This window comes from Psychrobacter sp. BF1 (assembly GCF_019279065.1).
Lineage (GTDB): Bacteria > Pseudomonadota > Gammaproteobacteria > Pseudomonadales > Moraxellaceae > Psychrobacter > Psychrobacter urativorans.
This window is the reverse complement of record NZ_JAGYWV010000014.1, coordinates 1-25,299: the sequence shown is the minus strand read 5'-3', so window position 1 is coordinate 25,299 and position 25,299 is coordinate 1. Positions and strand designations below refer to the sequence as shown.

16 protein-coding genes and 1 pseudogene are annotated in these 25,299 nt (G+C 41.4%); 14 read left to right on the top strand and 3 right to left on the bottom strand.

The window, feature by feature from the left end:
- Positions 1-22 precede the first annotated feature (22 nt).
- From KZA12_RS13145 to arcC, 7 genes are all read left to right on the top strand, one after another.
- The gene (locus KZA12_RS13145) at positions 23-1,585 is read left to right on the top strand and encodes a class I adenylate-forming enzyme family protein (RefSeq protein WP_218690531.1); all 1,563 of its coding nucleotides are present in this window, start codon (positions 23-25) and stop codon (positions 1,583-1,585) included.
- 58 nt (positions 1,586-1,643) lie between these two features.
- A complete protein-coding gene (locus tag KZA12_RS13140) occupies positions 1,644-2,882 on the top strand; it encodes a thiolase family protein (protein ID WP_218690530.1) in 1,239 nt (412 codons plus the stop codon).
- Positions 2,883-3,089: 207 nt separating this feature from the next.
- Positions 3,090-4,793, top strand: a complete 1,704-nt coding sequence (locus KZA12_RS13135) for a class I adenylate-forming enzyme family protein (RefSeq protein WP_218690529.1) — start codon at positions 3,090-3,092, stop codon at positions 4,791-4,793.
- Positions 4,794-5,480: 687 nt separating this feature from the next.
- Positions 5,481-5,960, top strand: a complete 480-nt coding sequence (locus tag KZA12_RS13130; protein WP_218690528.1) for a hemerythrin domain-containing protein — start codon at positions 5,481-5,483, stop codon at positions 5,958-5,960.
- 167 nt (positions 5,961-6,127) lie between these two features.
- Positions 6,128-6,511, top strand: coding sequence for a DUF1971 domain-containing protein (locus KZA12_RS13125; protein ID WP_201622143.1), 384 nt, complete (start codon positions 6,128-6,130; stop codon positions 6,509-6,511).
- A 952-nt stretch (positions 6,512-7,463) separates the two neighbouring features.
- Positions 7,464-9,146 carry an NAD-dependent malic enzyme gene (locus KZA12_RS13120; protein WP_201622142.1) on the top strand — a complete coding sequence of 561 codons (1,683 nt, stop codon included), beginning with the start codon at positions 7,464-7,466 and terminating at the stop codon, positions 9,144-9,146.
- A 945-nt stretch (positions 9,147-10,091) separates the two neighbouring features.
- Complete coding sequence (gene arcC / locus KZA12_RS13115; RefSeq protein ID WP_218690527.1) at positions 10,092-11,033, top strand: carbamate kinase; 942 nt, start codon at positions 10,092-10,094, stop codon at positions 11,031-11,033.
- Between the two features lie 249 nt (positions 11,034-11,282).
- Here the strand turns inward: arcC and KZA12_RS13110 are convergent, their stop codons facing one another.
- The 3 genes from KZA12_RS13110 to KZA12_RS13100 form a co-directional block, all read right to left on the bottom strand.
- Positions 11,283-11,423 carry a hypothetical protein gene (locus KZA12_RS13110; RefSeq protein ID WP_218690526.1) on the bottom strand — a complete coding sequence of 47 codons (141 nt, stop codon included), beginning with the start codon at positions 11,421-11,423 and terminating at the stop codon, positions 11,283-11,285.
- A gap of 72 nt (positions 11,424-11,495) precedes the next feature.
- On the bottom strand, positions 11,496-11,648 hold the full coding sequence (locus tag KZA12_RS13105; protein WP_218690525.1) for a DUF1116 domain-containing protein: 153 nt from the start codon (positions 11,646-11,648) through the stop codon (positions 11,496-11,498).
- A gap of 361 nt (positions 11,649-12,009) precedes the next feature.
- Positions 12,010-12,963: an NAD(P)-dependent oxidoreductase gene (locus tag KZA12_RS13100; RefSeq protein ID WP_218690524.1), complete on the bottom strand. Its 954-nt coding sequence runs from the start codon at positions 12,961-12,963 to the stop codon at positions 12,010-12,012.
- Between the two features lie 562 nt (positions 12,964-13,525).
- Here KZA12_RS13100 and KZA12_RS14970 point away from each other — a divergent pair.
- The 7 genes and pseudogenes from KZA12_RS14970 to KZA12_RS13070 all read left to right on the top strand — a co-directional run.
- Positions 13,526-14,143: a hypothetical protein gene (locus KZA12_RS14970; protein ID WP_256932976.1), complete on the top strand. Its 618-nt coding sequence runs from the start codon at positions 13,526-13,528 to the stop codon at positions 14,141-14,143.
- An 89-nt stretch (positions 14,144-14,232) separates the two neighbouring features.
- Positions 14,233-14,841, top strand: coding sequence for an ABC transporter ATP-binding protein (locus KZA12_RS14965; protein ID WP_256932975.1), 609 nt, complete (start codon positions 14,233-14,235; stop codon positions 14,839-14,841).
- A gap of 274 nt (positions 14,842-15,115) precedes the next feature.
- Entirely contained in the window at positions 15,116-18,949 is a 3,834-nt protein-coding gene (locus KZA12_RS13090) for a DUF4132 domain-containing protein (RefSeq protein WP_218690523.1), read from the top strand.
- A gap of 66 nt (positions 18,950-19,015) precedes the next feature.
- Positions 19,016-20,191, top strand: coding sequence for an AAA family ATPase (locus KZA12_RS13085; RefSeq protein WP_218690522.1), 1,176 nt, complete (start codon positions 19,016-19,018; stop codon positions 20,189-20,191).
- Positions 20,192-20,272: 81 nt separating this feature from the next.
- Complete coding sequence (locus KZA12_RS13080; RefSeq protein ID WP_218690521.1) at positions 20,273-23,074, top strand: DUF5682 family protein; 2,802 nt, start codon at positions 20,273-20,275, stop codon at positions 23,072-23,074.
- Positions 23,075-23,169: 95 nt separating this feature from the next.
- The gene (locus tag KZA12_RS13075) at positions 23,170-24,336 is read left to right on the top strand and encodes a VWA domain-containing protein (RefSeq protein ID WP_373416629.1); all 1,167 of its coding nucleotides are present in this window, start codon (positions 23,170-23,172) and stop codon (positions 24,334-24,336) included.
- Positions 24,336-25,299 (top strand): annotated as a pseudogene (locus KZA12_RS13070) (hypothetical protein); the annotation flags it as partial. The gene KZA12_RS13075 and the pseudogene KZA12_RS13070, both read left to right, overlap by 1 nt.

Sequence of the window (25,299 nt, the reverse complement as noted above, 5' to 3'; positions counted from 1 at the left end):
TCACTTATTAAGGATAATAAACATGATAATAAACTTTAGCAATCACATGACAGCGCTGGCACAGCGTTACGGCGATCGTGAGGCGCTAGTCAATATAGAGCGCAAGCGCAGATATACTTTTTCTGAATTTCATCTGTTATCCAATCAAATCGTCAATATGATGGTCAATCTAGGATTAGGTATCGGCGATTGCTTTATCAATATTCTAGACAACGACAACTTATCTCTGATTCACGCCCCGACTATTTTTAAAGGCGGGGCTACTGGTGCTTTTACCAATTTTAGAGATTCGCTTGAAGAGCATACTTGGCAGGTGGCAGCGGCTAAAGCCAAAGTTGCTTTTATAGAGACCTCACTGCTCAAAACCCATTATCAGATGCTAAGAGAGCAAGGCGTCACTATTGTAGTTATGGACGAGCCAGAAGAGACGCTAGCAGGCGTGCATTACTTTTGGCAATTGGTAGCTCAAGCGTCTGATCACAATCCTAATTTTGAACTGGACGATCGAGAGCACTGTGCACTGATTCGCTTTACCGGCGGCACCACGGGCAAGGGCAAGCCGGCTATGTACAGTATGGACAATTGGTTCAGCTGCCGCGATACCACCTTTGCTTTTGATGATAAAGACATGTGGGCTGAGGAGCCGAGGTGTATTCATATAGCGCCTATCAGTCATGGTAGTGGCATGCTGGTATTACCGACGTTTTATTCCGGAGGCTGTACGATTACCCAGAACAGTCCGGATTTAAATGCCTACTGCGCTAATATAGAAAGTGAGAAGGCCACGCTAAGCTTTTTAGTGCCGACTATTCTATATCGCTTGCTAGAGATTGACTCTGATTTAAGTACCCTGAAATATGTAGTTTACGGCGCTGCCCCTATGAGCCCAGGTAAGCTGAAGCTGTTGCAGGCAAAGTTAGGCAATATCTTTATTCAAGGCTATGGCTCTACTGAGCATTTTGGTTTTGCCCTTAATATGAGCACCCAAAAACATATTATTAAAACACCAGCAGATGAAGTACGTCTAGGGTCTGCGGGTCAACCGACTCCAGGTGTGGAATGTCTTATCGTTGATACTGACGGCAACGAAGTACTTCAAGGTGAGACCGGAGAACTTTGGGTGCGCTCACGCAGTGTCTGCCAAGGCTACTTGAATGCCCCTGAACTGACTGCTGAAGAGTTTCACAATGGCTTTTGGAAGTCAGGTGACTTGGGCTATATGGATAAACAAGGCTTTGTTTATCTAGTCGATCGCAAAAAAGATATGATTATCTCAGGGGGCTTTAATATTTATGCCAATGAAGTTGAGTCGGCGCTCAATAGTCATGCGGATGTGTTGCTCGCTGCAGTGATTGGTATTCCTCATCCAGAATGGGGGGAAGCGGTGCATGCTGAGGTTATTCTAAGAGACAGCGTTAGCTTGACAGATCTTCAACTCATTGCTCATGTCAAAGGCTTGATTGGTAGCTATAAAGCACCCAAAACCATCTTAATTGTTGAGCACATTCCTACTAGTGTGGTGGGCAAAGTGCTGCGTAGAAAGGTGCGGGAAAAATACTGGGTCGAGGCTCGTAAGATCTCTTAGTAATCTATATTAATCAACAAGCCATTACTCTCTAATAATTGGTCTAAAGGAATGACTTATGAGTGACATTTATATTGCTGGCGTTGGTATGACCAAGTTTGGCCGCCATTTAGACCGTAGTTATAAAGATTTGACTCAAGAAGCGATAGAGCAAGCATTGACTGATGCCGGTGCTGAATTAACCCAAGTCAAGCAAGCCTACTTTGCTTCTTGCGTTATCGGTTTTATGCAAGATCAACATATGATCCCCGGTCAAGTAGCTCTGCGCTCGATGGGCTTTCAAAGCATTCCTATCTTCAATATTGAGGGTGCTTGTGCCTCTTCTAGTACGGCCTTGCATCTAGCGGCAATGGCGATAAAAAGTGGCTCGTGTGATATCGCTATCGCAGTGGGTACTGAAAAAATGATCAATGAGGATAAGGCCAAAATGTTTGCCACCTTTGACTCGGCTTGGGATGTGACTAGCGTTGAGCATAATAAGCAAGCTTTGTTAGCGATGGGTGCAGGTTTTGACTGTCCTGAAGGTACGCAATCTACTAAGCCCTATTCTATGTTTATGGATGTCTATGCAGCTTTTAGTCGTCAACATATAAAAACCTTTGGCACCACGCAAAGACAAATAGCGGCGGTATGTGCAAAAAACCATACCCACTCCGTACATAACCCGCTGGCCCAGTATCAACGACCTTATACTATAGAAGAAGTATTGGCAGCTCCGCCTATTACCTATCCCCTGACTCTGCCTATGTGCGCGCCCATCTCTGACGGTTCCGCTGCCACAGTCTTATGTAATGCTGAAGGCTTAAAGCGCCTTAAGGGTGATGCTAGCCGAGCCATCAAACTATTAAGTAGTGTAGTGCGCTCTAGCTCAGATCGTAGTTTTGAGGATTATAAAAACCATGTGACAGCATTAGCCGCTACCGAAGCTTATGAAAAGGCTGGTGTCTCTCCTGCTGATGTAGATGTGGCAGAAGTGCATGATGCCACAGCGATGGGTGAGATTATCCAAGCAGAAAACTTGCAACTGGTAGCGTATGGCGAAGCGGGTCGAGCGGCTGAAGCTGGTGAGTTTACGGTAGGTGGCCGTCTGCCAATTAACCCATCAGGTGGTCTAGAATCAAAAGGCCATCCTATTGGCGCCACAGGGCTTGGCCAAGTCTATGAGCTGGTCACTCAATTACGCGGTGAAGCGGGCAAGCGTCAAGTAGAAGGCGCACGCATTGCTATTCAAGAAAATGGTGGCGGTATCTATGGAGTCGAAGAGGCGACTGCAGTGATTAATATCTTTGCTAGATAGTAGGGCAGTATTATAAGGGCTAAACAACATTATCTTAGCTTAGCAAAATGGCTACCTTGGCAGTAATTTTTACAATACAGCTGTTTGCTTTATCAGTGCTATGATGCAGGAGCGTGCTAAAAGGACATTGCAGGCCTTTCAAGCTTGAAAAAACACACCCAGCTGGATGGCTGGTTATAAGTTTAATAAACACAAGGATGTGAAGAAATGATTGTTATACCCAAAGAAAAAATTGCGAGCTATAAAAGCAAAGGGTGGTGGAAAGAGATCACGCTTAATGATCTATTTCAAAAACAGACAGCGAGCCACCCTCACAAACTAGCCCTTGTTGATGCGCCAAATACTTTAGATATTTATGGCCGCGCGCCAACTCGTCTAACTTGGCAGCAATCTGAAGACCGAGTTGTGCATTATGCAGCTATGTTGGTCAGACATGGTCTAAAAAAAGATGATGTGTTGATAATGCAGCTGCCCAATATTGTCGATTTGTCGATTGTCTACCTCGCCTGCGCTCGCCTTGGTATTATCGTCAGTCCAGTTCCTACCTTATATCGTGATAATGAGCTTGCTGGTATAGCCAAGCAAGTTGATGCAAAGGCCATAATTACCGCAGCTTGCATTGGCAAATATGATCATAGTGCTCTAGCTATTCGCCTGCAACAAGTAAGCCCACTTATTAAAAAGATATTCTGCCTTGGAGAAGTGATCAACTCTGCAAAAGTAATAGCAGTGGAACAAGAGCTAATGAGCTTGACTGATGACGACTCAGCAGCGCTGCTAAAAGCAGTAGATGCCGCAAATGTATCCGCTGACGATATATTTACCATTTGTTGGACCTCAGGAACAGAGTCAGCGCCAAAAGGGGTGCCAAGAAGTTATAACGAATGGCTGTCTATAGCCAGATTAATTAGTGAAGCTAACGAGGTAAAGAGCGGCGCTCATTTTCTTAATCCTTTCCCTATGGTCAATATGGCAGGTATTGGCACTTGTTTTTTCCCTTGGATACTTAGTGGTGGGGTGCTAGTTCAGCATCATCCATTCGATCTGTCTTTGTTCATTCAACAAATTCGTGATGAAGATATTACCAATACTTCGGCACCACCAACCTTATTGAACTTACTTTTACAAAACCAAGAGATGCTAAAGGGAGTTAACTTTGAGCGCCTAAAGACCATTGGTTCTGGTTCTGCGCCTTTATCTGAATGGATGGTAACAGGATATCAGGAACAATATGGGGTACACATAACCAATCTTTTTGGCTCTAATGAAGGCTCTGCTTTGATGAGCTCCTTTAGCGTTATACCCGATCCAGTGCTTAGAGCTAAGTACTTCCCTAGGTTTTTTAAACAAAGTCAAGAGGGCTCGTTAACGACTGATGGATTCAAGGTACGTATTGTCAATCCTGAAACCGAAGAGGAAATACTCGAAGCCGATAAAATAGGGGAGTTACGCGTTAAAGGCCCAGCAGTGTTCTCAGGATACTGGAGAGCACCTGAATCAACATCACGCTGTTTCGATGCCGACGGTTGGTTCAAAACGGGTGACTTATTCCAAATTTCCGGTGACCATAAAGAGTTCTTAGAATATTTCGGCCGACTAAAAGATATTGTGATTCGTGGGGGCATGAATATCTCACCAGTAGAGATTGAGACTTTATTGATGGCTTATCCACCCATTGCCGATGTGGCGATTGTGGGCGCTCCTGATGATATTCTTGGTGAGCGTGTTTGTGCTTTTGTAGTCGTTAAAACCGATCAACAGCTCGATCTTCAATCTATCAATACTTACCTTCGTGATGAAAAAGGCATAGCAGTTTTTAAACAAGTTGAACGCTTAGAGATAGTAGAGTCGCTTCCTCGTAACGCCATTGGCAAAGTTCTTAAAACGACTTTGCGTAATCAGCTGGTCTGATAGCAGTTAATAAGTTATCGAACAGCTTTACTGAGTAACGCATAGTAATTATGACGTTGAACACTAAAGTACTCAACAGTACGGTGCTAAACTATGCAATGCTAAACAGTAAAAGGGTTGTTCACACTATGTTGCGCTTAGTGTAAACAACCCTTTTTGCTGCTATTAAAAGTTACTCGCTACTGTAATCTAACACTATCGATGACTATGTTGTTCTGCATTATAAGTCTTGCTGGGGAAAGTTATAAAACAATAGAGGGCTTGCTGGCGATTGCCAAAAAACTGGCTATTGGGTCCGCTAAAAATACTTCAAGCTCATAAAGTTTTGCTTCTGAATCAACACTACTAAAGAGTTTTTGCTCGCTTTATCGTTTAAGCGTTATCAGGGTATAATAAGGCTAAGTTGGTAGGTCTACTAATCTATGACTTAAGAGTATTAGCGCATATTCACTAATCTAGAAGGCTGAATAACTAAATAACTAAATAACTAGATGATAATCAACCCCTCGATTCTAGGATGAGGGTCATATATAGTTCAAGAGTATTAGCATTTATATAACAGTTTGCCTCATGGTGGTAATAGCAGGTAGAGCGTTCGATAGGGAATAATTTTCCAAATCGAGCCAATAGTAAGATAATGTCTATCACGACATTGCAATATCAGCAAAGACTTCTAGGAGTTAATTTATGAAACGTGCTAAGCAATTACAGCCTTTATCGCGTCAGCATCATCTTGGTTTAAATCTGGGCCGTCACGGCAAAGAGTGTGCCGACAATCCACAGCAGATTGCTGAGCATTGGCAAGCACTATGCTGCTATATGGGTGAGATGCAAGGTCATTTTAAAATAGAAGATGATTTGATTGTTAATGGCTTACAGCCTTATCGCAACACCCAATCAGAAGTCGGCTCTGTACTTGATAAGCTAACTACACAGCATAAGGCACTAGGTAAATTAACCACGGATATTGAAGCCTCTTTACAGACTAAGGCAAGTTTACCTACGGTTACTCAGGTTCGACAACTTGCTAAGCTACTATATGATCATCTGCGTTTTGAAGAGCGTGAACTGTTTCCTATTAGCGAAAAGTATCTTACTGAGTCTGAGCTTGATGCTATTTATCAGGCCAGCCCAGATCATATTAAGCATTTAGAGGAGCGGCGTTAATTAAACCTTTTCAATCGGTTATAGTATTATCAACGTAGCCAGATAATGGTGATCGCTGTTAGGCATTGACTACCATCTTAATTAATATCACCCAAGCCTACTAACCCAATAACCAGCCCTTAATAACCAAAATGCAATAACTGGACATTAGCAACTAAGGAGTCACCATGACCCGTCAAATCATTCCCAGTCACTGGAAAATCAAACGTTCTACGCATTTTTTTACTAAAGATAAAGTTCCTAAAGCTTTATTAAATCATCACAACACAGCTAAAGGGGTGTTTGGCCAAATTTGCGTGATGCAAGGTACAGTTACTTTTTATGGGTTTGCTGATGAAGCGGCTACTGAACCTGAGCAAACCATAGTGATTGAAGCCGGACAATTTGCCGTCAGTCCACCTGAATATTGGCATAGGGTAGTATTAAGTGAGGATGCTCAGTTCAATATTAACTTTTGGACAGAAGACGATACTGGCAATAAGTCTATGTTTAATAGCTCCACTATTCATAGCAAACCTATTGAGAAACTATTTGATAAAGCTGATGAATAATAGCAATTAAAATTTGCTTTTCCCTATGATAAGCTCACAGCAAAGTTATAAGCATATCCCATTATGCTGGTTTGAAATGTTGACGATTTGGTAAGCCGTAAAGCGCAACTTTTTCATAGTGTTTACTTGCTGGCAGTCTGGGAATCAATCTCTACTGCTAAGCGTTGTTATTTTTAGCGGGATTACTAGTTGCCTTCATCATAAATTAGAATATAATACTTTAGGTTAGCCAAGTTATTTGGCCAACACTGCTGCTCAATTAGAATTGGCATACAAATTGGTATTAGGTCGCTTGCAATCAAAAGCTTGGCTTTTACACCCGCCCAGCCTTTCTTCACTCAAACTAGTCCAATAGCAATATGACCACGCAAAAATTCCAAAATCTTAATGATATGGTTAAGTTTGATCTGTATATGTGCACAGCAAATAAATCATACCTAAATTAAGTACATCATTAGAGTCTGCTTGATCCTTCGAACACGGCACTGACACAGATCATTTTTTAGGCGCTGCTTTATTAATATTAGTAAGTTAAGAGTATCTAGCTTAGTCGTCTAAGCAGGTGATTTTAGCAAAGTAGCAGTAAAAACAGGTCTAGCCTCAGTTGCATTTAAGAAGGGGCTGATGCTGAAATTAGTCTATTCGCCGTAACGGTTTATATAAAAGCAGCTAGCCTGTGCATCTGCATTATCTGCGTTTTTTACTCAGACTAGATTACAGCTTTAATAAATAGCTATCAGTAGTGCCTATTTGCAAGTATTCAGCACGCCCTAATAATAAAGAGAGTTTAAATTTTTATTGGTATCAGTCCTTGAACCTGTTGGTTTAAATCATTTTAAAACCGCTAAAGAAAAATATAAATTTAAATAATTTCTATTATTTATATCATTGATAAAAATATTTAAACCCTTACCCTAATCATCACTAGAAGCCTCACTAAGAAGATTTTATTATGTCAAACAAACGTCCGTTATATATTCCCTTTGCTGGGCCAGCACTACTAGAAACCTCTTTGTTAAACAAAGGCAGCGCTTTTTCGTCAGAAGAGCGTGATAGCTTCAATTTAACTGGTTTACTACCTCATACTATTGAGACCATTGAAGAGCAGTCATTACGCGCATACCATCAGCTTTCCTCATTTACTACTGATATGGATAAGCATATCTATTTGCGTAATATCCAAGATACAAATGAGACGTTATTTCATCATTTGATTGAGCAGCATATCGAGGAAGTTATGCCGTTGATATATACGCCAACGGTAGGCCAAGCTTGTGAGAAATTCTCTCAAATTTATCGCCGTAAACGTGGTTTGTTTATCTCTTATCCTGAGCGCCATAAAATCGATGATATGCTGCAAAACGCTACTAAACAAAAAGTAAAAGTGATCGTGGTTACTGACGGTGAGCGTATCTTAGGCTTAGGAGACCAAGGCATTGGAGGAATGGGAATTCCAATTGGTAAGTTATCTCTATATACGGCTTGTGGTGGTATCAGTCCTGCCTATTGCCTGCCAATCTTATTAGATGTAGGGACTAATAACCAACAGTTAATCGACGATCCTTTATATATGGGTTGGAGAAACCCACGCATTTCTGGTGATGAGTATAATGAGTTTGTAGACTTGTTTATTCAAGCAGTTAAACGTCGTTGGCCAGAAGTATTATTACAATTTGAAGATTTCGCTCAAGAAAACGCTACCCCGCTATTGAACAGATATCGTGATCAATTATGTTGCTTCAATGACGATATCCAAGGCACTGCTGCGGTTTCAGTTGGTACCTTGATTGCAGCGTGTCTAAATAAAGGTCAAAAACTTAGTGAGCAAAGAATAGCATTCTTAGGTGCAGGATCAGCGGGTTGTGGTATCGCCGAGCATATCATTCGCCAAATGCAGCGTGAAGGTTTAACTGAAGAGCAGGCACGTAAACAAGTGTTTATGGTTGACCGCTACGGCTTGCTAACTGATAGCATGACAGAGCTGCAAAAATTCCAAGCACCGTTAGTACAAAAAGAGTCAGATATCATAAGTTGGGATAAGAGTCAGAAACTGGGCTTAGAGCAAGTGGTCAAACAAGCAAAAGTAACAGTATTGTTCGGCGTAAGCGGGCAAAAAGGTTTATTTACACAAGAGATAGTTGAAGCCTTATGTGCTAATACTGAAAATCCAATCGTATTGCCGCTTTCAAATCCAACGTCTCGTATTGAAGCTACTCCGCAAGAAGTCACTAACTGGAGTCGTGGTAAAGCTATCGTTGCAACGGGTAGCCCTTTCCCTAATACCACTTTTGAAGGTCAATCTTTTGAAGTTTCTCAGTGTAACAACAGCTATATCTTCCCAGGTATTGGCTTAGGTGTTTTAGCATCGCGTGCTACCGGCATCAGCGATAATATGCTAACGGCTGCCAGCCAAGCACTTGCCGATATTTCAATCGAGTATGAAAAAGCCCCTGGTGCAATATTACCGCCTATTAAATACATTAGAGAGATCAGTGAAAAAGTAGCCTATGCCGTTGCTCTACAAGCGATCGAAGATAAATTGGCCTTGCCTATAACGGCAGAAAATTTTGAACGTCGATTAAAAGCTAATTTCTGGTTACCTAAATATCGCAGCTATCGCCGTACTTCTTTCTAACTTTATAGCGCACCCATAAAAAAGCCGAATGTTATTTTTAAATAGCATTCGGCTTTTTTTTATTGCTATTTTTGCTTTAACTCAAATCGTTATTAATATAATGATTTCTAGATTTGAAACCACAAGATTATAGTTCTTTATTATAGATTTTTATGAACAACATCTTAACTAATCCGATAACATCATAACTATTTAAACCATTGGTAGTTTTGAACCATTGATAGTTTTAAACCATTAGTAGTTTTAAACCATTAATAGTTAGGTTATAAACGCTCTATATTTACTACACCCTATTATTAGCTAAACTAAATTAGTCACTTACTATAATAAAGCTGTGCTTATTAATCTCAATACGAGTTAAAGTCACTTTAGGATAAGTTCCGCTATATATTTACACCGCTTACAATCCTCATAAACACCCATAAAAAAAGGCTTACATAGTTATGTAAGTCTTTTTTGCTACTGATAATAGGTGGCTTGTAGTAGGGCTTCAACGTAGTATTTAATCAACTAATGTTAAAGGATGCTAGTTATTAATGAGTTCTTTATACCCGCCAATATATCAACAATTTTTTTAAATAAATACTGGGTTGACTAGTCGAATTGAGAGCTATAGACTCCATGAAAATTATGAGTGGCTATGGTTAAGTTTGGGCGGTTTATTACCTCCACGCTTGGACTTTATTTATTTCAAACTTTAGCATTATTAAAGCAATGGAGTAAGTATTAAGATGATTTCAATACTGACCTGTATTCACAAACTCACTATTTGTATCGCAGTACTAACAAGGCAATGAAAATATAAGACATCACAAGCTCGCCTGTAAAGTAGCTTTTATATCGGATTTTTAGTAATGAAAATAATCATAGATAATTTTGAACACAGACCGGAAGTAAAGTAAAAAGTATAAAAACCCTAAATATTAAAAAGAAACGGAGGCATTGATGGCAATAATTGTCGTAGCATTAGGTGGAAATGCATTGCAGCGTAAAGGCGAGGCATCAGCCACTGCTCAAAAGGCAGTAGCTTGCGAGACTGCAGTAAAGCTAGCTGCAATCGTCAGCCAAGGTCATCAGCTGATCATAGTGCACGGTAATGGACCGCAGGTTGGTAATATACTACTTGCACAGCACGCCATTGATTCTAAGGAGATACCTGCTTTGCCACTAGATACTTGTGTCGCGATGACGCAAGGTTCAATTGGTTATTGGTTGCAGCAAGCACTAAATAATGAGTTTCAAAAAAACAATCTTAATAAACAGGCTGTTTCTATAACTACCCAGATGGTTGTTAATAAAGATGATCCAAAGTTTCTTAGTCCAGATAAGCCAATAGGTCCATTTTATAACTCTAAAGATGAAGCAATAAATGCTGCTGATGGACAAGGTTATACTTTCCATGAAGATTCTGGCCGTGGCTGGCGACGTGTCGTGCCTTCACCAGCACCGGTTACAATAGTTGAGACTAATGCAATCAAAGCTTTAATAAACGCAGGAATAATACCCATTGTCGCAGGGGGCGGTGGAATACCAGTCATCAAGCAAGCTGATAATAGCTTGCAAGGTATAGAAGCGGTGATTGATAAAGATTCTTCAGCAGCTTTGATAGCGGAACTTTTGGGGGCTGACCAATTTATTATATTGACCACAGTATCGACCGTTATGCTGGGATTTGGTACCCCTCAAGAGACGGCCTTAAACAGGGTTAGCAGTGATGACATTACACGCTATATAGACGACGGTCAGTTTGGAGCTGGTAGTATGCTACCAAAAGTTAAGGCCGCCCAGCAGTTCGTAAAGCATTCAGGCAATAATGCCATGATTGGAGAGCTAAATGAAATTGAAGCTATTATAGCCGAACACGCTGGAACCATAATTACTCCTTAGCGGTCTAGTTTCTGCTATTCTTTTATGATGAGTACTTATTTTTTAGTACTCATTTTGCCGAGCAGATAACATCATACTGCGCCTATCATATATTAGCGCCTCCAACCATTGGCTATGCAGAACCGATCCCAGATAGCGCTGTGTACCAAGCACTATCAGCTGGGATGCCATAAATCGCATTTTATATAGACAGGTCTGTTGATGAGTTTATTATTAATGCAGTCAAAGCCAGTTACATCGATTAATTACTTAGTTCATTGAAGCTGCCAACTTAACGATCGCTTTTTCAAACACTTCAAACGGCGGGTTAACCACACCAGCGCCAATCATACCGATACCAGCGTCTTTAGTACCACCGACCAAAAAACTAATTGCCAGAGCAGCCGCCATGGCGAATCCACTAATACCAAAAGTTTCAGTAATTGAACTATCACCAATACCAAGACCTGAGTCTTCTGGCTGCTAGCCGGCAAACATGGGACCCATGACTTGCTGAGCGAGTCCGGTAATCCATTGGAATCCTTCCATGTGCGAGACGCGAATACCAAACTTATTACCGTTGCGGCACATAGTAGTGACGATAGTGCTGTTCTCTACACCATGAGCGGCGTGCATGCCCTTAGTACCCGTTATAAAAAAGCCTATACTACGAGTTGCATAAAAATGCAAACTACAGTTATAGCTAAACGGATTGCAGATGGCTTTATTACTAATAATATTAAAGCTTTAGATAAAAAAAGTGATGATAGATAGTGGTATGCGCATGTATAGCTGATGATATTGGCTAACATTGCTTGATATTGCTTGATGTCGAGATAGACGGGGTAGTGCGTTAATAGCTTTATGGCTAGCTTAGCAGGCTATTTATTATTCAATGATGCGCTTATTTTATGTGAAAAACTTCCTTCCTATAACCTCTGTTTATTATACTCAATAAAACAAACCTACCGTGACGATAGGTTTGTTTTGAGCTGTTTTAAAGCACTATGTTTTCTTGTTGGCCGTTTTCCCATTTGATAATATTGTTAAAGGTAATTCTGGCTCTTCTGATCATAGCTTCCTCTGTTGCATAGCCGATATGCGGGACAAGAACCGTATTCGGAGCGTTTAGGATAGGATAGTCTGTGGGAACTGGTGGCTCCATATCTACTCTATCTAAGCCAGCACCAGCGATTGTGCCAGCGTGTAGTGCTGCTGCTAATGCAGCATTATCAACGATCGGCCCAACGGCAGTGTTGATTAACAATGCACTGGTTTTCATCAATGCCAGCTTGTCTGTATCAATCAAGCTTTTGGTGTCATCGGTTAGGGGGATATGAAGGGTGACAATATCACTGGTTTTTAACACATCATCTAATGCCTTGTATTCTACTCCTTTGTCTATCAGTTCTGCATTTACGCTTCTGTTATAAGCAATGACTTGGCAGCCGTAAGCCAAACCTAATTTAGCTACTGCGCTACCGATATCGCCAGTCCCTAATATGCCCAAAGTTTTACCGTTTAAATCAGTCTGTTTGTAGCCAGTCTTTGTACCGCCCTCTCTAGTGACTGCATCTAAAGGTACAATATTACGTAATAAAGCGGTTATTAGGCCAAAAGTCAGCTCTGCTACAGAGTTTGTGCTGTAACCTGCAGCATTTGAGACTTTAATGCCTTTTTCTTTGCATTTTGCTAAATCGATATGATTATAACCAGTGAAAGCGATTGAGATATAAGTTAGTTTTTCGGCAGCATCGATCACATCGCTACTCAGTGGCGTATTAGCTAGTACTAAAATCTCTGCATCTTTAATTCTTACCTTGATAGTCTCATCATCTAATTTTCCGTCGTCATACACAACTAACTCATGCCCACTATCGGTTAAAGGTTTTGTTATTATATTTAACTCTGCATCACTAATTCCTAGAGATTCTAAGATTACTATTTTCATTTTTTATTCTTCCTTAATTTATTATCATTACCCTTAATAATACTGGGCGATTTTTATCTAACTACCTAATTATTCAAATATTTTTAAATTTTATTGATATAACCATCCTTGATAGTAATACCTTTACTAAAAGTTATGGCTAGTAGAGTCTAGGTCATACAACTAAATAAGGCAACCCGCTTTAAAGCCTAAGATCAACCGATATTTCAGCCTCTATAAATCATGGACAGTCTTAAATATAGTGAGTGGTACTAGGATGGGAGCGCTTAATTTTGCAGCGATGTAATACAAGAGTTGTACTTACAGTTTAACTAACAGTCGAACTGACATTTGAATTAAAGGTAAAAGGATTTAGGTTATAAAACGCCAGAGCAGATGGGGTTTTATTTCCAAGCTAGTTGATTGGGTTCTTCTGGTTATTTGTTACGAATTTGAGAGTAGGGGTCAGTAATCTGATTATCCTACTATCTATTATTTTGGTATCCTTTTATAGTTCTTGAGTAGTAACAGGCCATTACTTGCTGCATTATTGGGTTTTGATCTTAGAGGGTGTTAATAAATTGTGCTTTATAAACTCATACTAAATAAGCATTTGCAGGTTGCACTGCTATTTTTGCTGATCCAGCAAATCATCGTTGCTTCATCAACGTACTTTATTGCGCGCCTTGCACAAAGTTTAACTCAAGACACCATCTCGATTTTCTATATGGTGCTATTTGCCGTTTCTTTGCTAGCAGTTTATGTGCCTGTCTACTTTTGTGTCACCAATACGGAGCGTGCTAAGTACGACGCTCATAAGCTTTATAACGACGCCTTTCATACTGTATTTTTAGGCAAGAGCTATTTGTTATCCAGCGACGAGTTGCAGAGTACGGCAACGACAACTCTCGCCCAAGAAAGCAAGTACACCCTTGAGACAGTTATCGATAGTGTTTTTGACATTTCAGCTTTGGTGCTTAATGTCTTATTTAACGTGTTAGTCATTGCTTGGTTTTTGGATGGTAGCTTATTGCTTGGTTATGCAGTAGGAATTATTTTCGCTTCTGTGTTTGTACATCTTAGACGCCATGCTCTAAAAATGGCCGCAAAAACAGACCAACAGTCTCGGCTAAGCTTTTTGATAGTTGGGATAATGTCGTTATTTCTAACAAGCATAACTACACGTTATATAACCATATAGTTCAAAAGAGCTTCGCAACAGCTAAGCATAACAGCGTTAAATCCACCTCAATCCAGCATATCAATTCAAGCGTTGGTATGATCATACTTATGCTGCCGGTATTTGTGGTCACGGGATGTATCTTTAATAACAACTGGCACGATGCTGCGACGATGGCGGTATTAATTGCAACGCTGCCAAGACAAATTCAACTGTTGCAAATGTGCTATGCGTTGGTTGGCTATCACACTAGTATTGGCGTTCTTAAAACTATGCTAGAGGGTATTTTGCAAATCTTAAAACCTGTTACTGTTAATTTAGATAGCTATATTCAGGCAGACCAAATAAGGGTGAAGCAAACTGGGGAAGTTTTTGATTCAACACAGCTTCCCAAGCAGGGTAGGATAACGTTAGTTGGTAATAATGGCGTTGGTAAATCTTGTATGCTGCTCAAGCTTAAAGCCCGCTACCAAGAACAGACTTACTATTTACCCGCTAAGCACAATTTGTATTTTAATTACAAAACAGACCAACAGCATCAGGGTTCAACAGGACAACAACTAATCAAACAAATTCAAGAAATTAGAAGGGATGATCAAAGTAATATTGTAATGCTTGATGAATGGGATGCACATTTGGATAGACACAATACCCAGATCATAGATCGATATCTTGATGAGCTTGCCCAAAAAAAGCTTGTCATAGAAGTTAGGCATTGAGCTAAAAATATTTTAATCTATTTACTATCAGTAGCATACAGCTGAAAATTCAAACTCTCATTCAGTTCTTCACTAGGCAAGCCAATAGGATTGACAGCTATCTGATTAATCAGCAATAGCCCTAGGTCTACTTTTCATTCAGCAGCCTTCTAAACCTATAGGGCCGCCATTCATTTATATGGGCTATTAAGTTAACAATATAGTATTCAAATGCGTTAATCATACTTATAATCTTATTAATATAGAATTAACAAACATAAGCAAAGGAATACTTATGAAAGGTTTTTTTGAAAAAATAAAATCTATGACTAACTTAGCTAGCAAGGAGGATAAACTGGCTGTAGAGCAACTCACCGCCATTCTTGCACCTTTAGCAAACGTGGATGAGAGCTATCCTCAACGTATTCTCAGCTATATTGTTAGTGCTGACGACCCCAATATATTATTAGAATTACAGAACCGCAGCGATGACAAAGCTGGGGTATTAATGAATTTCCCAGGAACCGTCGGCTATTATTGGGGGAGTTATCGCCCGACAGATAAAGAAGATAAGCAAGTCGCTAATAGCGTTAAAATTAGAGATAAGTTCTATCAACGAATTTTCAAAGCCCTAAGCCCTGAGCAAATTATCCGTTATAGTAAGTTTTTGGCTGCAGTCACCCAACTCAAAAATTATAAAGTGCTATCTCCACTAAGCCCAGAATGGTTCACTTATCTCATCGCTGATGGATTAAGTACCTCACTTGAGAGAAACAACAACAGTGACATCAAACATCGGAATAATTGGTCGCATGCCCATCTGCTGGCTGTCTTAAAAGCCGATGAGCAAAATAAGGAGGATAGCGATGCCTATCGTTTATTACTTTCACAAATCTTTGAGCGTAAAGAGGTGGACAGTTATTACAGTGATAGCCTACATTTGCTTTATCAGTTTGCAGACACTATAGAGCTGTTGCAACAGCACAAAGCATTGTTAGATGAGCTAATTCCTGCCTTATCGGCCAAAGGGCAAGAGCAGTTTATAGACAGCTTCGCCAAGTATCATCCTGATTTTATCAAGCAATCCCCTTATCTAGTCGCCACCTTAGCTACTAGCACTAGCAAAACAGTGCGCGAGTTGGCACTGGCCAAAATCAATCTGTTTGAGCAAGCAGAAATAAAGCCTTATCTGATTGAGTTGTTAACCAATGGCAGCAGCAAACAACGTCGAGAAATCGCTGATATCATCGCCCGACAGGGCGCGCAGCAAGACGTTGATGGTGGTGATAATAGCGCTGAGAGTCGCGAAATACTAGAGCAAGCTTTAGCTAATGAAAAGCAGAAATCGGTGATTCAAGCGCTAGAGTCGGCGCTCAGTCGATTAGATAGTGTCGCCCAATTAGCGGAAGTGGAGTATGTAGTGAGCGATTTTGCGGCCATAGTTAGCCAAGATCTCCCATATAGTAGCGTGGAAATACTAGCGCAAAATTATGCAGAGCTATTGGAGAAAAAACAGCTCGCTGCCGAGCAAGAAGCTGAGCAAAATAAAACCTCTGATTATAAATATACGTGGTCACAAAAAAACTATCGTGAGTGGAAAAAGCTAAAACCTGAGCAGTATGGTCACAACCTAATCGATGCCCTCAATGGCAAAGGTAAAATAAGCAGTCTTGATAATAGCAATATGATTGAGTTGTGCGCTTATAAGAATCGATTAAAAAACCTACCAGAATTTGGTTTGCATCACGCCATCCGTCTAGCAAAAAGTGGCGATTCAGTCAGGAGTTATCAGCTAGAGAATTACATCAAACCTGAGAATTTAGCCACTATAGAGCTACGCCAGTATGCGCAAGTACTCAAAGATTGCCAAATCGAACATCCAAATCGTAGCATTGCTATAGAGTATCTAGAATATGTTTGGTCGCCTCTTCTACCTAAATACATCAATAAACCTGAGCAGATCGTCCCTTTCTTTATGGAAAATATTGATTATTTATCAGAGGCTTTAGGACTGCTTCCTAGTTCTATTGCAGGACATTGGCGAGGTTTAGAGCCTAGCAAAGCTATCGAGATACTAGCTGCTTTTGCGCAAATTCCTAAACAATTTATTCCTAAAATTTTAGAGCTAGCCTTAGGCGAAAATAAAAGTTTACGGCATGATGCGCAAGAGCTGCTATCTAAGCTGCCTAATATTCATGAGCGTGCTATCGAAGCTTTGGCCAATGGTAAGCAAGCGATAAGAGTGACGGCCGTTGAGTGGCTGGCACGTCTTAATGACCGGACTGATGCTCACAAAGCTGAAGTCTTAAAAGCGTTGTATGATTTGCTCAAAAAAGAGAAAAAAGAGATCGTCATCGCCAGTATATTGACGGCGCTTGAGAGCATGGGTGAAGACATCAGTAAATATCTGTCGCCGACCGCCTTATTAAAAGATGCCGAACAGGGACTAAAGGCAAAGGTATTAAAAAGCTTTGAGTGGTTTAAATTGGATAGTTTGCCAGCAGTGCAATGGCAAGATGGCAAAACCGTCAATCCCAAAATTATTCAATGGTGGGTAGTGTTAGCCGAAAAACTCAAAGACCCGGCACCCAATGGTCTATTGCAACGCTATTTAGGATTACTTGATGCCAAGAGCCAACGCAACTTGTCGTTATTTTTATTACAGAGCTTTATCGCTGAAGACACTCTTAATCCAACCCTTGCGCAAGCAATGGACATTGCTAACGCTGAAGCGCCTGCACGTCTTGCCCAATATCAAGATTACTATAAGCGCTATGGTAAAGATGATCCTGACGGCTGGTATGCTAAATACGCCAATGTGACTCTGCATGAAGTGATTGAAGAGATTAAGAAAGAACAGCTGGCTATTTACTTAGGGTCAGCCATCAAAAGCAAAGGAATGCTGGCGCTTACTTATAGAGCAGAAGGCAGCAAGACGGTCAGTATCTTGCAGGACTATATGAAAAATCATTATCGGCGCACCTCTCAAATCACTGCGATGCTTACCGTGTTTGCTATGAGTGATGATCCGTTGATTATTCAGCTATTACTGGGACTATCACGCCGCTATCGCACCAGCTCCATTCAAGACTTGGCCAAGCAGTTAGTGGGTACGATAGCTGAGCGTAATAACTGGACTGCCGATGAGCTAGCAGATCGCACCATTCCTACCGCTGGGCTCGATGAAAATGGCATTTTAATCATCGATTATGACACGCGTACGCTAAGTGCCTATGTCGATGACAAAGACAAGTTTGTATTAAAAAACGAAGCGGGCAAAGTCATCAAATCATTACCAGCAGCCAGACAGAACGATGATGCCGCTATTATCAAAGAAGCCAAAACCTTATTTAGTAATAGTAAAAAAGAGTTCAAACAAGTCGTTGACTCTCAGACCATACGCTTATATGAAGCCATGTGTAGCGAGCGGCTTTGGACGAGTAGCGACTGGCAGGAATATCTATACGCCCATCCTATTATGAAGCGCCTGATTACTCATTTGATATGGATAGAAGTTGATAGAGACGGCAAGCAAATAGTATCCTTCCGTCCGAGTGACGATGGCAGTTTATTAGACTTTAACGATGATGAAATCAGCTTGCAAGCTGACAGTTATATTAAGCTGGCGCATGGCGTGTTACTCACTGCTGAGGAGGGCGAGCAGTGGCGTGAGCACCTCAAAGATTATGAGGTTAAGTCGCTATTTGGTAAATTTACTCAATTTGATCACGCACTACCAGTATTTAAAAAAGAGCAAGATCAAATCGACGAATTCAAGGGCTATTTGACTGATACTTTTACGCTGCGTGGACTGCTAACCAAAATGGGTTATAAGCGCGCCAGTATCGAAGATGGCGGCTCATTCGATCGCTATTATAAAAATTATGACAGCTTGGGTTTATCAGCAGTCATCGTATTTAGTGGTAGCTACGTGCCTGAAGAAAACATCCCAGCTGTACTGTATGAGCTATGCTTTGAAACCAAGCAATCTTATTCATGGAATACCGACTATGTTGCCTTAACGGATGTCAATCCTATCCTATTGGCTGAAAGCTATGCCGAGTACAAAACCGTCGCTGATGCTACTGGCGGCTTCGATGCGGACTGGGAAAAGAAAACCCCTTGGTAGCATTGGATGAAATGACTAGTTCTTGTTATAAATAATAGATGACCGCTTTTTGATTAAGGATAAACAATGAGCACTGCTACTGACAGCAATACTGAGAATAATACTGAGAATAATACTGAGAATAACAGTAACCAGGGTAAGAGTATCCTCAAACAATCCGCTGAACACCGTTATGCTGACGAGTTGGCACGATTGATTGAGTATGATGCCGCTGAAAATAATCTTAAACCCATAGGTTGGATACTCTCCCCAAAAGCGGTACGTAAATTTATCTTAGGTGACGATGCTTTGGATATTAGCCGTAAGTTTTATGGGGACGATGCTTTAGCCGATCGCTGCATTGTGACTTTATTAGGTAAGCAAGGATTAATGCTAGTAGGGGAGCCAGGTACTGCCAAATCCATGCTATCTGAGCTATTGAGCGCGGCGATATCAGGCGATTCTGGTCTTATGGTGCAAGGGTCGGCAGGCACTACTGAGGATCATCTGAAGTACTCTTGGAATTACGCACTATTACTAGCAGAAGGTGCTAATACTAAATCACTAGTGCCATCACCGCTCTATCAAGCTATGGAGCAGGGCAAGATAGTCAGGCTTGAGGAGATTACTCGCTGTCCGCCAGAGATTCAGGATGTACTCGTATCGATGATGTCTGAGAAAACCATGATGATTCCTGAATTTGGTGATGCGGGTCGATTATTTGCGCAGGCAGGCTTTAATATTATTGCCACCGCCAACTTACGAGATAAAGGCGTGCACGAAATGTCATCAGCATTAAAACGTCGCTTTAACTTTGAGACAGTACATCCTATTAGTGATCCTGCCTTTGAGAAGTCGTTAATACTCAAACAGTTACGCACTGAGCTTGGCGATCTTGGCGCTGGTATCAGCAGTGAGATTACGATCAATGAGGATGTCGTTGATCTATTGGTCACAGTCTTTCAAGAGCTGCGTCAAGGTCAAACCCAATCAGGTACTAATATCAAAACCCCTGATGCGGTCATGTCATCAGCAGAAGCGTTCAATGTGGCCTATGCTTCGGCGTTAGAAGGTTATTATTTGGGCGACAAATCATTGTCAGCGAATGCGGTCGCCAAGCAGATTATCGGTGTCGTGCTCAAGGATAATCCCGATGATATCAAGCGCATTCGTTTTTATATGGACAACGTCGCAAAAGAGCGCGCAAAAAAAGATAAAACATGGAAAGCCTTTTATGAAGAAGGTAAACGCTTTTGGCAGTAATGGTTAACAAGCGGTGTTGAAAATAATTTAATCAATCTTGTTAATTAAAATCCAACTTTACAACAAGGCGTGTTTTTAATTATGGAAAATCGGTTACCAGCACGTCTTATTACTGCTCTAGCTCAGCTAAAAGCGCTCAATGAGTTGGGCATTACTTTATTGCCCGTGCGTCATCACAGTCCCGCTTGCGCTTTTGCTACCGGACAGGCACTTAGCCAGCTACAACCTGCTGATATTCTTATCGAAGCGCCGGCTAGCTTTAATGATTTATTGCTTGATCTACAACACCCCGATAACAGGCCGCCTTTAGCTGTTCTTTGCCAAACGCAAGCGAGTACTATTGTCAACGATAGTGAGCAAGGGTCCAAAACCAGCAATGACATCAGTTCTAAGGAAGATAAAGACAGTAAGCAGAAAAAGGGGCGCAAGCGAATTTATTCTGCCTATTTTCCTTTTTGTGACTATTCACCTGAATGGGTAGCGCTGCGTTTTAAAAGTACCCCTTCTTTAGCTAAACCGCCACATGTTGAATGTATTGATTTGCCATGGTCACACCAAGTTGAGCATCGTGAACGAGTAAATTCTGAGCAAACATGGCAGACACAGAGTTTACAGCAAGAGCGCTATCTTGCGCACAGTCAGTACATAAAAGCACTGGCAGATAAGTTGCATTGCCGAGACCATGATGAAGTCTGGGAACATCTGTTTGAGCTAGATACCACGCTTGAATTACGAGCGTGGCAGACATTCTTTTATAAAGTGCTAATCTGGTGCGCCATGTCACGTTTGGATTATGAGCAGGATGTGCTAGAGTCAGAAAGCGCATTAGTACGTGAACAGCACATGGTCAAATGTATTGTGGCTCGCTATCACTTTCATCGTGATGAAGCCTCTAACTCTAAAACCAACTCTAAAGCGAAAAAGCCTGAAATAGTGGTGGTAACTGGCGGTTTTCATACCTTGGCTTTAATTGAATTATTATATCAACAGCTGATCGAACAACCGAATAAACAAGCTGTAAAAACGGTCAAAAATAAGGTCAACACCGAAATTAATTTTCCTGCTTCCGCCATCAATACTACCCCTGATGAGTCATGGTTGATTCGCTATAGTTTTGATAGGTTGGATGCGTTAAATGGCTATGCTTCAGGTATGCCATCGCCAGCTTTTTATCAAAAGTGTTGGCAACAAAGACTGGCATTCGATAACAGCCCTGAGCCTAGTAACAGCCCTAAGCTTAGTCAAAGCGAGGAAAATAAACAAAGTGAAAGCCAAGCCCGTCACCGCCTAGTCATTGATTTCCTCAGCGATTTTTCTCAGCAATTGCGTAGTGAGAAAATTAGTCTCAGCAATTTTATTACCGTCAAAACCGCCAGCGAGCAAGCCATCCGTTTGGCTGAGTTACGGGGACATCGTTTGACTGGGCGCTTCGATTTAATGGACGCTTGCTATAGTAGTTTTTTGAAGGGTAGTAGTGACAACGGCACGCAAAGCTTCCACCGATTGCTGCAGCAACAGCTAGGTGGTTCGCAACTCGGACAAGTGATTAGTACTGGAAGTACACCGCCGTTATTAGCGCAAGTCTATGATTTAATCAAATCAAATCGTTTTAAGCTCGATGATACCTTAAGCAAAACCGCCAAGCTCGACGTTTTACGAGATGCTAACCATCGTCAGCGTAGTTGCTTGCTGCACCTGCTAGCGTTTTTGGACGTCGGATTCGCTAGACGTTTGAGCGGTCCTGATTTCTTACACGGTGGGCAACTGCACTTGCTGTTTGAAGAGTGGACTTACGCTTGGACACCGCAAATAGAAGCGCGTTTGATAGAGCTGTCCGAAGAAGGCTCGGATATTTATCAGTTGGCTATCCAGCGCTTATTAAAACAGCGTGAACAGTTCGATGAGCAAGCTCAAAGTCAGTCCTCAGCTCAACTTATTGGCCTATTGATTCAAGCATCGATGATGGGTTTGACAGAACAAATTGATAATTTATTGAAAGAAGTAAAAGATATTTTGCCGCATGATCCAGATTTGGCTTCGGTGCTGGCTTGTGGCCAACATCTAATGTATTTGTGGACGGGTAAACGCTTTTTACAACTACAAGACGATCAACAGTTAATCGATCTTATTGCTCAAATTCCAGTAACTAGTCTTTTTTTATTATCGCAACTACAAACGCCCAATGACGATCAAGTCCGAGAGATTTTAACTCAGATCTTAAGTTTGCGAAATTTATTAAAACAAATAAATTCTATCTTGCGTGCTACTACAAACACGGTTGCTACCGCTGCTCATCTTCAGCCAACTAACAATATAGTTCCAACTGTTAATATAAATTTTGACGCTGTCCAAGACTTCCAAAATGATAGCGATCTGCTCAGCCAATATCATATAACCTTGAACAGATTATTGCCCGACTGGCAGGATATTGATTTATTGCTCGGAGCCGTGCATGCCCTATCATTTATCGATAATATCAGTAATGAGAGTCAGCTCTCCGATCAATTGCAGCTGCATTTTGGCGTTGGCGCTCATGCCGAGCAAGCAGTGGCTTATTTATCAGGAATGATGGAAGCCGTACCAACTCTGTTTTTGCATCACCAAGCGATGACACAAATGCTGGATCGTCTGGTTTCGCAGTGGGATAAGGCAACTTTTATTGCGCTGCTACCAGATTTGCGCTTGGCGTTTACAGCACTCAAACCTATGCAGACCAATGAGCTGGCGCAGCAAGTCGCTACCTTACATGGAGTTTCCAGCACTGAAGTGACACAGTTTCAAGGTCAGATTAGTGAAAGCGACATGCTAAAGGGTCTGGTACTGAACCAGCAGTTGCAGCAACTATTGACTGAACGTGGACTGATAGGCTGGAGTGGCCAATGATGAATGATTTTAACTTACCCACTGACTTATCTGCTGATTTGCCAACGCCATCAGGTAATAACGCACAAAACGCTAAGTCTACTGCTGCAACCGACATTGCCGACGATAGTAACAGCGATAGCCTCGCACGTTGGCGTCTTATTTTAGGGCGTTATAGTGATAAAGCCTTGTCGGATGTGGCGTTAAATAACGAGCAAATGCGTTTGGAGCGCAGTCTCGATTATTTATACAATCGAGAATATGACAATCGCGGCGATATGTTGGGTAAGCGGCGTGGTCAAACGGGTAGCCGCCTCAGTGGACAAGGCGGTTCGCTCGACGATTCGCAATTAACCGCGATTAATTGGCTCAATCAAGCACAAGATTTGTTTCCAAAGAGCACTTTTGAGCGGGTACAAAACCATGCATTTGAACGCTATCAATTAACCAGTTTACTTAAAAACGATCAAGTGTTGGAGCAGTTAGAGCCCACGCCGCAACTCGCCAAAACTTTGCTTAGTTTGCGGGGTCGTTTGAGTGAAGATACTAGAGACAATGTTCGCCGTATTATTCAAAGAGTAGTAGATGATATCGTCGCTAAGCTCAGACCTGATTTTGTCAACGCTATTCAGGGTAGACGCAATCGATTTCGCCGCTCCTTTATCGCCAATAGCCAGAACTTCGACTGGCGACGCACTATAGCCACTAATCTTAAACACTATAACCAAGACCTGAATAAAATTATTATCCGCGAACCTGTATTTAATGCGCGGGTGCAGCGGCATTTGCCTTGGACGGTCGTACTGTGTGTTGATCAGAGCGCGTCTATGCTCAGCTCGGTGATGTACAGCGCTATTTGTGCCAGTATTTTGACGAGTTTGCCAGCAGTAACAGTCAAACTATTGGTGTTCGATACTAATGTGGTTGATTTATCGTATATGGCACATGATTCGGTAGAGGTGTTATTGACGGTACAATTAGGCGGTGGCACTAACATTGCCAAAGCGGTGCAATATGCCGAAACTTTAATAACAGAACCTACTCGTACGATCTTTGCCTTGATTAGTGACTTTGAAGAAGGCGGCTCTGTACCGCATTTGCTGAGCTCAGTGGCTAGAATGCATGGGCAAAAAGTAAATCTGATTGGTCTTGGCGCTTTAGATGAAAGCGCTAATAGTGTCTATGATATTCAAATGGCACAAAAACTCTCTGAGCAAGGCATGCAAATCGCAGCGCTTACGCCTGAACATTTTGCTGAATGGATAGCTGAGGTGATAAATTGATGAGCGTTGCCAGTATTTATCTCGCCTATGATGACAGCGCCTTGACCACCTACGCCAATGCTGGATTATTACGCCGTGCCCAAAAAGATGTGGCAGCTAATAAAATTGAGCTGATTGCAGGTGATGATTCTATCAACAGTGCCGAGCAAATCATTCTAGACAGTGATGGGCAAACGGTTATCTTGCCGAGTAGTGGTTTGACGAATGCCAGTTGTAATTGCTCATCAGTCAGCGCCTGCAAACATATTTTGGCGTCAGTATTGTATCTGCAATCGTTAGCCGAATCTGCTAAAGGACAGGACATTGATATAGAGAGTCACCAAGCAAGCAGTAGCATCGAAGCAACCAATAATACGTCAAATAATATCGAATCTAACAAGGTGGTTAAAGAGAAAATCGATAGTGAGAATAAAGTCCCCAAGGTCAATGATGACAGTTTAAACAAAGCTAATAGTTCTAAAAATACTACCAATACTAGCAACGCTACCGTCAAAACAGCAGTCGCTGAAGTGCTTACTTTTAGTCTAGACGACTTACAGAAATTTGCCAAAACTATTCCCAAAGCCAAACGTCTTAAAGCCATGCTAATGGCTGCTCATTATTTAGAGAACTTTGATAAAGTTGACTCTAGCGATTCTGCTAATAATAGTGACAAGTTGCAAGCCAAGGTGATTGATGAGACCCAAAGTCTATGTATTCATTTGCCCCATCAAAATGAAGAAATACGCTATATTTTGGGCGCTGGATTCGCAGGGATGCTATCCAAAATTGAGCGCGATGTAGACAGTTATCATTGGCTGGCACTGATAGCTGTACAAAGGCTATATGGCTCAGAAGAGGGCATAGCCAAGATACGTCAGTGGTTAGCTGAACAATTATCCAACACCAGCAGTACAGCTAGTGTGAGTTTAGATACCTTGTCAGCGCTAACGAAGATAGTGTTAGATGATATTGCTTTTGACG